This is a genomic window from uncultured Sulfitobacter sp. (assembly GCF_947500075.1).
Lineage (GTDB): Bacteria > Pseudomonadota > Alphaproteobacteria > Rhodobacterales > Rhodobacteraceae > Sulfitobacter.
Genome location: NZ_CANMQS010000003.1, coordinates 243,274 through 256,021, shown reverse-complemented (window position 1 = coordinate 256,021; position 12,748 = coordinate 243,274). Strand labels below are relative to the sequence as shown.

Genomic DNA, 12,748 nt, shown 5'->3' with positions numbered 1-12,748 from the left:
CGATCCTGTCAATTTTTGTCAGTATCAGCTATGAAATGTCCATGACCCGTACCCACCGCCTGTTCCAGATGATGACCACGCTGCGCCAGTTGCCCGCGCCTGTGCGCGCCGTGCAACTGGCCGATGCGTTGCAAATCTCCCTCCGCACGGTCTACCGCGATATTGATGCGCTGCGCGGCCTTGGCGCGGTGATCGACGGAGAGGCCGGGTTTGGCTATACGCTGATCGAAGATGCGGCGTTGCCCCCGCTGGGGTTTGAGGATGATGAGCTGGAGGCTCTGGTGCTGGGCCTGCGGGACGTTGCGGTGATTGGCGATCCCGCGCTGGCCAAAGCGGCAACCAGTGCTTTGGCCAAGATCACCGCACGCGTGCCGCCCCGGCAGGCACATCGCTTGCAGCATGCGATACTGGATGCGCGCCGGTTTTTTCGACCCGAACCGCCCCGCATTGATGTGGCTGCCCTGCGCGCGGCGACCTGGGCCGAAGATACAATCGCGTTTTCCTACACGGATGGTCAGGGCGCCCGCACCACCAGACAGGTTGATCCCTTGGGGATCATCTACATGCAGGACACCAATATGCTGATGGCGTGGTGTCACCTGCGGCAGGACTTCCGCGTGTTTCGGCTGGATCGTATGGACGATCTGCGCACCACCGGAGAGAGCTTTCGCCCGCGGCGCGTGCCCATGTTGCGCGACTACACCGCCATTTTGCGCGAAGAGGCGCGCGAACGGGCAAAAGACCGCGCGCCGTAGGGACTGTCCCTTTATCAGTGCTGATTTCACGGCTACGCTGATCTGAAAAAACAAGGCGCAGTGTGACATGAAACAGGTTCTGATCTTGGCGTTGATGGGGTGGCTGATGCCCACCCAAGGCGCATGGGCAACAGGTCCGGATGCCTCACCCCGGCCACCGGAGCGCATCGTGCTGGCCGCAGCACAAGCCAATGAAGGGACTGCCGCAGGTTTTCAGAAGTGGATCACCGAATTTCGGACGCGGGCGTTGTCGCAGGGGATCACCGCAAAGATCTTTGACGCGGCCATGACGGGCCTGACATTTGATGAGGACGTCATCCGGCGCGACCGCAATCAATCCGAGTTTACCAAAACGATCTGGGATTATCTGGACACCGCTGCGTCCGACCTGAGGGTCAGCAACGGCAAAGCGGCACTGAAGAAATGGGATGGGGTTCTAAGCCGGATCGAAGCCGAATATGGCGTCGAAAAGGAAGTTGTGACCGCGATCTGGGGGCTGGAAAGCGCCTATGGCACCTTCAAGGGGGGCGACAGTGTGATCAACTCCCTCGCGACGCTGGCCTATGACGCGCGGCGGGCCGCGTTCTTTGAAGGTGAGTTGCTGCATGCGCTGCGCATTGTGCAAAGCGGGGACACGACGCCAGCGCAGATGCGCGGCAGCTGGGCCGGTGCAATGGGGCATACGCAGTTCATGCCCTCGTCGTTCCAGCTCTATGCGGTTGACCAGACAGGTGATGGCAAGCGGGACATCTGGGGTGAGGATCCCACAGATGCGCTTGCCTCCACGGCGGCCTACCTCAAGCATTTTGGCTGGACGGCGGGCCAACCCTGGGGTGTGGAGGTGCGCCTGCCCGAGGGGTTCGATTACCTGCTGGCGAAGCGAGATTTGTTGAAGTCACCCTCCGAGTGGGCGGCGCTGGGCATTCTGGACATGCAGGGAAGTCCCGTACCGGATCACGGTCCCGCAGCGATCCTGTTGCCCGGTGGCGCGCAGGGGGCCGCGTTTATGATTTTCGACAATTTCGAGGTGATCGAACGCTACAACACCGCTGACGCCTATGTGATCGGGGTGGGCCACCTGAGCGACCGGATCAGGGGCGCGGGCCCGATTGAAGGGGCATGGCCCCGTGGCGACAGGGCGTTGAGCTTTGATGAGCGGATTGAGTTGCAGGAACGCCTAACCGCCGCCGGTTTCGACACCGAGAAGATCGATGCCAAAATCGGACCGCTGACGATCAACGCAGTGCGCAGGTTTCAAACGGCACAGAATATCGTGCCGGATGGCTATGCGTCCCTGCGGCTGCTGGAGCGTCTGCGGGAGCTGTAGGAAAAGAGATTTCAGACCTCCGGTGGGGTTTTTTGAACCATTTGGAAGGGCAGGTCGCGCCTATGACGCGGCCTTGAGCATATCCTTTTCCTTGAGATCCTTGTACGTGGCGTCCAGCGCCAGCTTGGCGCGGGTCGCGAAGATCTCAATTTCCTCAGGCGTAATCACCAATGGGGGGGAGATGATCATGCGGTCCCCCACATGGCGCATGACCAGATTGTTCGCAAAGCAGTGCTCGCGGCAGGTGTAGCCGACGGCACCTGCGTCACCGGCGAATTTCGCGCGGCTTTCCTTGTGCGGGGTCAGCGGCAGTGAGGCCATCATGCCGGAGATGTTCACCGTGCCCACCAGCGGGTGATCTGCCAGCCCATCCAGAGCCGCTTTCAACGCAGGTGCTGCGACCTTGCGGACATGGGTGAGGATGTCTTCCTCCTGCATGATGCGCAGGTTCTCTTCGGCCACAGCCGCGCAGACCGGGTGGCCGGAGTAGGTGTAGCCATGGTTGAACTCGCAGGCGTTGATCACTTCGGCAATTGCGTCGGAGACGATTGATCCGCCAATCGGCGCATAGCCTGAGCTGAGGCCCTTGGCGATGGTCATGATGTCGGGCGTGATATCCATGGTTTCGGAGCCGAACCAATTGCCGGTCCGGCCGAAGCCGCAGATGACCTCATCCGCGATCAGCAGGATGTCGTATTTCTTGCAGATGCGCTGGATTTCCGGCCAGTAGGTGGCGGGCGGCACGATCACGCCGCCGGCGCCCTGCACCGGTTCCCCGATGAACGCCGCGACGTTTTCAGCGCCGAGTTCGAGGATTTTTGCCTCCAGTTCCTGCGCGCGGGCAAGGCCGAAGTCTTCGGGAGTGTGATCCCCGCCTTCGGCCCACCAATCCGGTTGGCCAATGTGATGAATGCCGGGGATGGGCATGCCGCCCTGTGCGTGCATATAGGTCATCCCACCCAGCGAGCCCGACCCGATTGAGGAGCCGTGATAGGCGTTCTTGCGGCTGATCACGTGGCTTTTCTGCGGCTGGCCTTTTTCAGCCCAATAGGTGCGGACCATGCGCAAATTGGTATCGTTTGCCTCTGATCCCGACCCGGCAAAGAACACGTGGTTGAGGTGGGCAGGGGCCAGATCCGCCAGTGTCTTGGCCAGGGCAATGCCGGGGACATGGGTCGTCTGGAAGAAGGTGTTGTAATAGGGCAGCTCAGACATCTGCCGCTTGGCCACTTCACCCAATTCGGGGCGGCCATAGCCAAGGTTCACGCACCAAAGACCGGCCATCGCATCAAGGATTTCATTCCCGTCACTGTCGGTCAGATAGATGCCCTTGGCGCGGGTGATGACACGCGCGCCCTTAGCGGCAAGCTCATCGCCGGTCGTAAAGGGGTGCATGTGGTGCGCGGCATCCAGTGCCTGTAGTTCCGCCGTGGGCAAGTGGTTGGTGATCGAAGCCATGGTGCCGCGCCTTTTCAATGCAGGAAAAATGAAGTGGCGTCAGAATATGATCAAAAGTTGCAAAGTCAATCGGTCAACGCGTTTCCCTGCGTCTCTGCGAGCGCGGCGCGGACCTGCCGCATGCCTTGTGCCACGTCTTCTGCCATGGCCTGGGCAGCGGCGGGTGCATCGCGCCGCGTCAGTGCGTCCAGGAGTTCTGCGTGTTTGTCGGGCAGGTTGCTGGTCCCGAAACGCCCGCAGACCACGCGCAGGGAAGGGCCAAAGCGCAGCCACAGGCGGTCAACTGTGGCGGTCATAATCGGGGCATTCGCACCGTCATAGATCATCTTGTGAAAGCGGTAATTGTGGGTCAGATAGCCGCCGACATCACCCGTGCTGATGGCCAGGTTGAGATCATCATCGCAGGACGTCAGAGCCTGAATGTCGTCGTCCTTCATGTTCAGAACGGCACGTCGGGTCAGTTCCGGCTCAAGGGTTTCACGCATAAAACCAAGCTCTTCCACGCCTTGTGCGTCAAGTTCCGGCACGCTGACCCTGCGATTGCCCTGATGGGTCAGCGCCCCCTGGGCGATCAAACGGCGCAGCGCTTCGCGGACGGGGGTCATGCCTGCGTTCAGTTCCTCTACCAGACCCTGAATGGTGATGGCCTGACCGGGCGCGAGGTCACCAAAAAGAATCTTGTCGCGCAGTTGCTCATAGACCCGCTGATGCGCAGGGGTCTTTCCGGGTGTATCCCCGGATGGGGTGGCACGCTGCGATCTCACATCGATGTTCATAGAAGCATACCTTTCGTGTGGTCGGTGCCGTCTGGCCGTTTCGTCAAGATTTGTCTGCACAGCATAAGGTATCTTGTCGCGTGAGGCAAAATTTGATCAAATCAGGATACTATTGTTCAGCGCAAACCGGGGTCGACATTGGCACATAAGGCAATACTGCCCAACCGAGGGCTGACGCAATCAACTTACGCAGTACCTGTTTGTCCATGAAACGGATTTATCCAGAATTTGCCTATGGCGATGGTCCGAGAGCGGGGTGTTGGTGGGATCAGACCATCGATGCCCCGGACCGGCCTACCCTGATGGAGGATCACCACTGCGAGGTTGCTGTCATCGGGGGCGGGTACACGGGGGTCTCTGCCGCACTGCACCTGGCGGAAGCCGGTGTTTCGGTATCGGTGTTTGAGCAGCAGTATGTCGGGTTTGGCGCTTCGGGTCGCAATGGCGGTTTTTGCTGTCTGGGTGGCGGGATGCTGAACGATACACAACTGGATGCCTTGGTGGGGCGGGACGGGCGGTTGGCCTGGCGGCATGCGGAACGCGATGCGATTGCGTTGGTTGAGGGGTTGCTGCGCAAACACGCCATCGACGTGGATCGACACTCTGACGGGGAGACGCAGCTTGCCCACCGTCCGCGCGATTTCGATGCAATGCAGCGCGACGTGGCGGATTATGAAGAGAACTACGGTCTCGAAGTCCGGCTTACGCCGCCGGATGCGTTAGAGGACGAAGGGCTAAACGCCGGGTTTCATGGCGCGATTTCCATCCCCAGTGGATTTGGTCTGAACCCCCGCAAGTACATCTTGGGGTTGGCGCAGGCCGCATCGGACGCGGGTGCACAGATCTTTCACAACTCTGGTGTGACAGAGATCACGCGTAGGCCAGCTGGTTTCGTCTTACAAACGGCACAGGGCCGGGTTTTTGCAGACAAGGTCATCATCGGCACCAACGGATATTCCTCAGAAGATCTACCGGACTGGCTTGCGGGCCGCTATATGCCCACCCAATCCAGCATCATCGTCTCGCGCCCTTTGACCCAATCAGAGCTTGGTGCGCAGGGCTGGACAAGCGGACAGGCCTGTTATGACACGCGCCATCTGCTGCATTACTTTCGACTGATGCCGGACAACCGCATGCTGTTTGGCGTCCGGGGCGGATTGTTGGCGACGCCCGCCTCAGAAGCCCGCGCACTGAAACGCGCGCGCGCGGATTTTGAGCAGATGTTCCCGGCATGGCGGGATGTAGAGACACCAAATGGCTGGTCCGGTCTGGTCTGTATTGCGCGCAGCAGGATGCCTTTTGTCGGAGAAGTGCCCGACCAGCCCGGCATGTTCGCGGCGCTGTGTTACCACGGCAACGGCGTTGCCATGGCAAGCTATTCAGGCGTGCTGCTGGCAGACCTGGTGCAGGGAAAGACGCCACGGGTGGGATATCCGGAAGTGATGAAACGTCCCCTGGCAAAGTTTGAACTGGGCCGATACCGTCGGGCGGTTATGCCGATTGCCTACGCCGGGTTTGCCTTGTCAGACTGGTGAATCGGTAGGCGCGCGCAGACCGGTCACCGCCTGCGTCGTCAACGTGCCACCACCTTCGGTAATCAAAACGGTCTCGCCCTGCTCAATCCGCGCTTCAGTGATGCGATTGTAGGTCTGGGCAGCGGTTGTGCCGATCACCTCTCCCAACAGGCGGCTTTCGACGGAAAAGCTGTATTGACCGGTGGGAAAGGGTGTTCCGTCAGATGAAACGCCTGCCCAGACGACGTCTTGTGCAGCCAGAGGCAGGGCGTTGCGCTGCACCTCCGCGCCGCGTGCGTCTTTGACCACCAGCACGGCTTCATCCGCATTCGGCGCAGGCTTTGACGTGACGCTTATGGGATTGCCATCAAAGAACGCAGGCGTCGTGCTGCGCGCTTCCATGCCGATCCAACTGGCCAGCTGCGCCATGTTGCCCGCCCCCAGCTGACTGCTGAGTGCTGTAAGCAGGTCATTTGATTTGACCTGCTGTTCCACCATGGAGAACTGGGCAAGCTGGGCGGCGTATTCGGTGGCGTCGATCGGTTCCAGCGGATCCTGATTCTCTGCCTGTGTGGTGAGCAGTTTGATGAACGTGTCAAAGTCAGAAGACAGGTTGATGCCGGTATCGCGCGTATTGGCCGCGGCCGCAGGTGCTGCCGCGTTTGCCGTGGGGGTTTGGGTAACTTCCATCAGATGTCCTTCGCGTTAGAGCCGCAGATCGACGCCAGCAGAACTGCCGGTCGAAAGCGCGACATGGAGCGGCGCAGTGTCGGTTTCCTCTGCCACCGGAGCGGTGGCCGGATTGTCGGCCGCCTGATCGCCATTCGTCTGGGCATCACCGCCACCCGAGAAGGAGAATGCGATGTTTTCATATCCCAGCGATTCGAATTGAGCGCCCAATTGTCCGATGTGGCGACGTAAAAGGTCAGCGGTTTCCGGGCGCTCGGCGGCAACGTTCAGGATGATGCCGGACTCATGTGTAGAGACAGACAGACGGACGCGCCCCAGCTCTTCCGGGCTCAAGGTGATTTCCACCGGGCGCGCCGGCAAATGGTGGGCAACATCGGCAATCTGGCGGGCGACATGCCCCGCCAGCTCACTGCGTTGCACAGCTTGAGGCGTGGTGGTCGTTTGCAGGGACCCAGGACCATCACTGCGGCCGAGGGTGAAGGGCTCAAGAGGCGCGCTGGTTGATGTGTCCCGCTTTTCCTGAGCCATGCCTGACGTCACCTGCGAAATGATCAATGGCATGGTCTGTGGTGCCGGGGCGCTGGACAGCCTTGGTGCTGGTGTCGGAGCCGACACCAAGGGTGGCGTGACCGGCTCTGCACGGTTGGCTGTGGGGGCAGGGATACCATCAGATGCGATGCTTGGCGGTGGTGCTCCGTGTGGTTTTCCAAACGCCGGGCGCACCGATGCCGCGCTGGCATTCTGAAGCACCGGATCTGCGGCGATTACCTTGGGGCGGACTGCATCAACGCCGGTTCGCTGCACATCAGGTGTTGGGGGCAAAGCTGTTACCGGTTGAGGGGACGCTGGAGCCGCAGGGCTTTGTTGAAGGGTGGTCCTGCTCTCGCTCACCGTGATTTCAGTCTGATGAACTGCCGCCAACTTCGGTTCTGGATTTTCAACTTCAACCACTTGCGGTTCGCGCGAAGGCGTAATGCCATCTTTCGTGAGCTGCGCGGTCTCAGGTGATTGCTGTCGCGGAAGCAGGTCGGGACGATCGACAGATTCCGCAGGAGGAAGACGAAGCGCCTCCCCGTCCTCTGCCGTGATGCTCTTTTCCGGGTCCGTTAATTGTATTTCCTCGTCCGTCACCTGTGGAATCGCTTTGTCAGCAAGGATCACCAGTTCCTCTTCGGAAAAGACGTCTGCAAATTCTGGCGGTGACGGGTCACGCGACACCTGCGGTCCGACGCCGGTGTTCCCCCTGATCGGCGGGACAACAGATGGGGTGCTGGCAGTCGTGCTGGCAGCGAGCGGCAGGGCGGTTGGTTGCATCGGGTCCTCCGTGCGGTTTTGGCCGTTGGAGGGCTTATCGGCGTTCAGCCTTACCACTTGTTTACCGCCTTGGGCGCATGCTGCGCAAAATAGGCTGCAATTTAAGGACCTCCCCCATGGATGTGACCCCTGTCCTGGCTCCACCCCCCGATCAGGCCGCGAAAGACGCGGCACTCAGACGTGCGGCGCAAGCACTTGAAGCCAGCTTTCTCACTGAAATGCTCAGTGCAGCAGGGCTTGGCATGGCCCGTGAGGGGCTGGGAAGTGGTGGCGCCGGGGAGGATCATTTTGCCTCCTTTCTGGTCCACGAACACGCCCGGATCATGGTGGAGGCAGGCGGCATCGGACTGAGCGAATCGATTTTCAATGCACTCAAGGAGCAAGCAAATGACACCTGAACAGACATCGAAACCGCAACAATCGGGCGTTGAGGCCCTCAACACCCTGCTGGACGCGGAACGTGCGGCCTTGCTGGAGGGCGATCTGGAGAGCATTGCAGAAATGCTGCCCGCGAAGGAGGCCCTGATCGAAGATATGAACGGTGCACCGCCCATCGACATTGAGGCGGTGCATGCGCTCGGGGGCAAGGTACGCCGCAACCAGCTTTTGCTGGATGGCGCGCTTGAAGGAATCCGCGCCGCTGTCGCCCGCATGTCAGCGTTGCGTGAGCTGCGGGTCGGTCTGGAGACCTACGGCGCAGATGGCCAGAAACACCGGATCGCGATGGAGACGGATAATTCAGTCGAAAAACGCGCCTGACGCTTTGATTAAAATCCGGGTCAAGGCGAATGCTCAGATTTACGTGCTGTTAAGAAAATTCGGAGCAGTGTGCCCCTGCATCCGAGGTCGGATGGCGCACCGCTTGGCACTCCGGGCGTACGCAATGGTCAGAATGGCATTTCCGTCCACCCTCAAAGGGGTAGGGCAAAACGGGCGTAAAGCGCCCATGACTAAAGGAACATGCTTATGTCGAGCATTCTCACAAACAACAGCGCAATGGTTGCGTTGCAGACCCTCAAATCCATCAATGCAAATCTGGCAGGGACGCAGAACGAAATCTCTACCGGTAAGTCCATTGCCAGTGCGAAGGACAACTCCACCGTCTGGATCACCTTCGCGTTCGACGAATAGGCCCGCTGTGTCTGGATCATGGAGGTCAGCTCCCCCGCGACATCGGTGGCGGATTCCTCAAGGGAGAATGCGACAATGTCCCCGGTCGGCCCGTCAGAGGCATCCCACAGGAAGAAGGAACCGCTCTCGACCGAAGGCAGGTAGATCTGTTGATCCAGCGCGACCATGCCATTGGGGTTGGGCAGATCGACCAGCGGCACCTGATAGATTGTGCGCGTGATGCCTGTGTCGAAGTAGGCGTAGACATAGCCGTTCGGGTCCACCTCCACCGAGGTCATATTGCCAACCGGGGAACCGTCCTTGGAAATGGACACCGGCGCAAAGTTGTCCGACAGCTGGGTGATCCCATCGCTGTCACCGATGCGGCCGATGTCGATCTCAATGGGGCCGCCGGCGACGTCCACGATGATCTGGCCGGTCGCAGGATCATACGTGCCACCCGGCGCACCAGCCGCCTGAGACACAGTCAGCATGGTGCCACCCGCAGTCCGGTTGTCTGCGAAGGTGACGGTGTATTCCCCGATGGTCACGCCCGGACTGGCGCTGTCTGTCATGGTCAGAGTCCATTCGTTCGACGACCCGGTTGCCGGCACGGTGGGAGAGAACACGATGTTGATGTTTTCCGACGTGCCGAGGTTGTCGTAGTATTCAACCGACAATTCCTGCGTATCCCCGTCAGAGCCTGCATCCGTCTCTGTCGCGGGCAGATTCACGCCCAGCGTCATGCTGGTTGTCGGCTCCCCCGAGAATTGGTTTACGTTGATCTGCACGGGCACAAGGCCGTCTGCCGTGTCGCGCGGGAAGGATGGAATGGACCCATCCGGCTGCGCAGGCCATCCCAGCAGCACAAGGCCGGAGGAGGTACGCAGATAGCCTTCGGCATCGGTGCGGAACGATCCCGTCGTGGTCAGGAACATCTGTGTGTCGCCGTTGGCGACCTCCACGTCCGTGGCCTGGGAGACGGGCAGGAACCCGCGCCCGCGCACCGCCAGATCCGTGGCATTCGCGGTGGAGACAAGCGGCCCCCGTTCATCAATCAGGCGATGCGAGGTCGCCCGCACACCCCCCGCGGAATAGGTCCCCCCTTGCGAAGAGATCACCAGCGAATGAAAATCCGCATCCACCCGCTTGTACCCGTAAGTTGATGAATTTGCGATGTTATCGGAAATTGTCGCGAGCCGTGTGGCATTGGCCTGAAGCCCCGCCACCCCGGCGTTGAGCGAAGAAGAAATTGTCATTGATAGGCCTTTCTGCTGTATCAACTGTCCCGTCTATCGGCATACCGTCTGTCAGCTTAAGGTCGGGCTAACAGATAAAATGCCCGCTATTCCGTGGCCCCTTTTTGCGGCCGGGTTCTCAGTTTCGGGGCACGTCGCGCAGCAGGATGACCTCCAGCCGGTTGTTCCGCGCGCCCATCGGATTGCGCACCACCGGTTTGCGGTCCGCATGGCCGGTGACACGCTGGATGCGCAGCGGCGGTATCCCCGTGCCCTCCAGCAAAAGCCGCATCGCTGTCGCCCGCGCGGCAGAGAGTTCCCACACCGGGCTGCGGGCCAGAACAACGGGGTTGGCGCGCACATGGCCGCCGATGGCAATGTCATTGGTGACGCTGCGTGTGGCCTGCGCGATGACCGCAGCCAGATCACGCAGCAACTGAACAGGCTCCGCGGTTTCGCCTTCAAAAAGAGGAATGTTCTCAAGATCATAGATCTCGATCACCAGCCCTTCGTCGGTGATCCGGGTCACGATATGACGCATGGCGTTTTCCATGACGTCACTCTCTCCGCCACGGCCCAGAAGCATTTCCTCAAGCGATTCCAGCGCGGCCTGTTCCTGTGCAGCACCGGTGTTTGTGCTGATCCCGCCGGTGCCGTTCTGGGGCAGGTTTTCCTCAGCAAAGATGCTGTCCCCGCCAAAGGCACCATCGCCGCCGCCCGACACCCGGTTGATCGGAATGGTCGGCGTGAAATAGTCCGCGATCCCCTTGCGTTGTTGCTCTGTCGTTGCGTTCAGCAGCCACATCAACATAAAGAAAGCCATCATCGCGGTCACGAAATCCGCATAGGCAACTTTCCAGGCACCACCATGGTGCCCGCCGCCGCCGACGACCTTCTTACGTTTGATGATGACTGGCGCCGCATTGGCTTGCGCACCCATCTCCACCACCTCTTTTCTCACCCGGAGGCAGGTGTATCCGCGCAGGTCTTGCGCTTGCCTTAACAGATCGATTTGTCCGTAATTTCCCGCCCCTGCGCGGCTTTGCATTGCGCCTGGAGGCCGATTGCCCCCAGATACCTGCATGACAGATCCAACCCTTGAGACCGACAGCCCCTACGCCTGGGGACGGCTGGTGATGACGCTGCTGGTGGCGCTGATCGCCAATGCAGGGATGTGGTCAATCATCGTGATCATGCCCGTGGTGGAAGTGGAGTTCGGCACGGATCGTGCTGCCTCTTCAATGCCTTACACGCTGACGATGATCGGCTTTGCGGTGGGTAATTTCGCGCTGGGGCAAGCGGTGGACCGCTTTGGCGTGGTGCGGTCACTGGTGCTGGCAGCGCTGGCGCTGACGGCGGGTTTCGGGCTGGCGATCCTGTCCACGTCGATGCTGATGCTGTCGCTGGCGCAGCTGATCATCGGGCTGGCATCTGCCGTAGGGTTTGGGCCGCTCATCGCGGATATCTCACATTGGTTTGTGCGCAAGCGCGGCATCGCGGTGGCGCTGGTGGCCAGTGGCAACTACCTGAGCGGCGCCTTCTGGCCGCTGGTGCTGGCAGGCGTGCTGGAGGACAGCGGCTGGCGGGCCTGCTACACCATTCTGGCCGCAGCGACGTTTTGTGGTGTGATTCCAATGGCTTTCACCCTGCGCCGGAAGGTGTCAGAGGCGAGCAGGGACGCCGCACAGGCGGCTTCAACGCTGAATGCGCAATCCGCAGGGATCAGCCCGCGCACCCTGCAAATCCTGCTGGGCGCGGCAGGGATCGGGTGCTGTGTGGCGATGTCGATGCCGCAGGTGCATATCGTGGCGCTCTGCGTGGACATGGGGTTTGGCCCGGCCGTCGGCGCCGAAATGCTGGCGCTGATGCTGCTGGGCGGCGCTGCCTCACGGGTGGTGTCGGGGCTGGTCGCAGACCAGCTGGGCGGGGTGCGGACGTTGCTGATTGGGTCGATATTACAATGCGTTGCGCTGTTTTTGTACCTGCCTGCGGGCGGCCTGGTCTCGCTCTATGTGGTGAGCCTTGTGTTCGGGTTGAGCCAGGGCGGCATCGTGCCGTCCTATGCGCTGATCGTGCGGGAATACCTGCCTGCCCGCGAAGCCGGAGCGCGGGTGGGTGTGGTGCTGATGGCGACGATCCTGGGCATGGCACTGGGCGGCTGGATGTCGGGATGGATTTACGACGTGAGCGGGTCCTATCAGCTGGCCTTCGTGAACGGGATTGTCTGGAACGGGTTCAACATCGCGTTAATGATCTGGCTGTTGCTGCGCAGCCGACCGCGCGGCGGGGCGGCAACGGGGGCAACGGCTGTGACGTGAGAATCCCGGTTAATACCATGTTTTGAAGGGAAAAGGGCGGGGCACAGCCCGTACACAGTCTGTGCACAACCTGTACACCGTTTGTGCACCGCAGGCGTGGTTAACTGGGCGTACCCTAGGTGTGAGCGGGTAAGGTTGGTTAACAAAGTGACGGGTGGGGTGCTGTGCTGGCTGTTTCGCGGTGTGGGTTTTAGCGGCGGCGGATTTGGTGTTGTTTTGGGGTCATCAGGAGAAGATTGGACGGCGGC

The 12,748-nt window shown here is 60.6% G+C and carries 12 protein-coding genes and 1 pseudogene; 7 read left to right on the top strand and 6 right to left on the bottom strand.

Annotated features, from left to right (window positions below):
* Positions 1-41 precede the first annotated feature (41 nt).
* Both Q1A91_RS11135 and Q1A91_RS11130 read left to right on the top strand, forming a co-directional pair.
* Positions 42-755: a YafY family protein gene (locus Q1A91_RS11135; RefSeq protein ID WP_299876798.1), complete on the top strand. Its 714-nt coding sequence runs from the start codon at positions 42-44 to the stop codon at positions 753-755.
* A gap of 67 nt (positions 756-822) precedes the next feature.
* Entirely contained in the window at positions 823-2,082 is a 1,260-nt protein-coding gene (locus Q1A91_RS11130) for a lytic murein transglycosylase (RefSeq protein WP_299876795.1), read from the top strand.
* Between the two features lie 60 nt (positions 2,083-2,142).
* Here Q1A91_RS11130 and Q1A91_RS11125 read toward each other — a convergent pair whose 3' ends face one another.
* Both Q1A91_RS11125 and Q1A91_RS11120 read right to left on the bottom strand, forming a co-directional pair.
* Positions 2,143-3,540, bottom strand: a complete 1,398-nt coding sequence (locus Q1A91_RS11125) for an aspartate aminotransferase family protein (RefSeq protein WP_299876792.1) — start codon at positions 3,538-3,540, stop codon at positions 2,143-2,145.
* A gap of 65 nt (positions 3,541-3,605) precedes the next feature.
* The gene (locus tag Q1A91_RS11120; protein WP_299876789.1) at positions 3,606-4,316 is read right to left on the bottom strand and encodes a GntR family transcriptional regulator; all 711 of its coding nucleotides are present in this window, start codon (positions 4,314-4,316) and stop codon (positions 3,606-3,608) included.
* Positions 4,317-4,522: 206 nt separating this feature from the next.
* On the opposite strand from Q1A91_RS11120, the gene Q1A91_RS11115 reads away from it, so the two are divergent.
* A complete protein-coding gene (locus Q1A91_RS11115; RefSeq protein WP_299876786.1) occupies positions 4,523-5,851 on the top strand; it encodes an FAD-binding oxidoreductase in 1,329 nt (442 codons plus the stop codon).
* Here the strand turns inward: Q1A91_RS11115 and Q1A91_RS11110 are convergent.
* Positions 5,840-6,520, bottom strand: coding sequence for a flagellar hook capping FlgD N-terminal domain-containing protein (locus Q1A91_RS11110; RefSeq protein WP_299876783.1), 681 nt, complete (start codon positions 6,518-6,520; stop codon positions 5,840-5,842). The two genes, Q1A91_RS11115 and Q1A91_RS11110, sit on opposite strands and share 12 nt — an antisense overlap.
* A gap of 15 nt (positions 6,521-6,535) precedes the next feature.
* The gene (locus Q1A91_RS11105; RefSeq protein ID WP_299876780.1) at positions 6,536-7,834 is read right to left on the bottom strand and encodes a flagellar hook-length control protein FliK; all 1,299 of its coding nucleotides are present in this window, start codon (positions 7,832-7,834) and stop codon (positions 6,536-6,538) included.
* Positions 7,835-7,950: 116 nt separating this feature from the next.
* Here Q1A91_RS11105 and Q1A91_RS11100 point away from each other — a divergent pair, with 116 nt between their 5' ends.
* The 3 genes from Q1A91_RS11100 to Q1A91_RS11090 all read left to right on the top strand — a co-directional run bounded on the left by Q1A91_RS11100 (position 7,951) and on the right by Q1A91_RS11090 (position 8,965).
* Entirely contained in the window at positions 7,951-8,232 is a 282-nt protein-coding gene (locus tag Q1A91_RS11100) for a rod-binding protein (protein ID WP_299876777.1), read from the top strand.
* Positions 8,222-8,593 (top strand): flagellar biosynthesis protein FlgN, encoded by a 372-nt coding sequence (locus Q1A91_RS11095; RefSeq protein ID WP_299876775.1) that lies wholly within the window; start codon positions 8,222-8,224, stop codon positions 8,591-8,593. The genes Q1A91_RS11100 and Q1A91_RS11095 overlap by 11 nt, the downstream gene beginning before the upstream one ends.
* 201 nt (positions 8,594-8,794) lie before the next feature.
* The gene (locus Q1A91_RS11090) at positions 8,795-8,965 is read left to right on the top strand and encodes a hypothetical protein (RefSeq protein ID WP_367278676.1); all 171 of its coding nucleotides are present in this window, start codon (positions 8,795-8,797) and stop codon (positions 8,963-8,965) included.
* Here the strand turns inward: Q1A91_RS11090 and Q1A91_RS11085 are convergent.
* A pseudogene (locus Q1A91_RS11085) lies at positions 8,929-10,203 on the bottom strand (flagellar hook protein FlgE); the annotation flags it as partial. The gene Q1A91_RS11090 and the pseudogene Q1A91_RS11085 sit on opposite strands and share 37 nt — an antisense overlap.
* Before the next feature lie 118 nt (positions 10,204-10,321).
* Positions 10,322-11,122: a flagellar motor protein MotB gene (locus tag Q1A91_RS11080; protein WP_299876772.1), complete on the bottom strand. Its 801-nt coding sequence runs from the start codon at positions 11,120-11,122 to the stop codon at positions 10,322-10,324.
* Between the two features lie 142 nt (positions 11,123-11,264).
* On the opposite strand from Q1A91_RS11080, the gene Q1A91_RS11075 reads away from it, so the two are divergent.
* Positions 11,265-12,500: a CynX/NimT family MFS transporter gene (locus Q1A91_RS11075; protein WP_299876770.1), complete on the top strand. Its 1,236-nt coding sequence runs from the start codon at positions 11,265-11,267 to the stop codon at positions 12,498-12,500.
* The last annotated feature ends 248 nt before the right edge of the window (positions 12,501-12,748 follow it).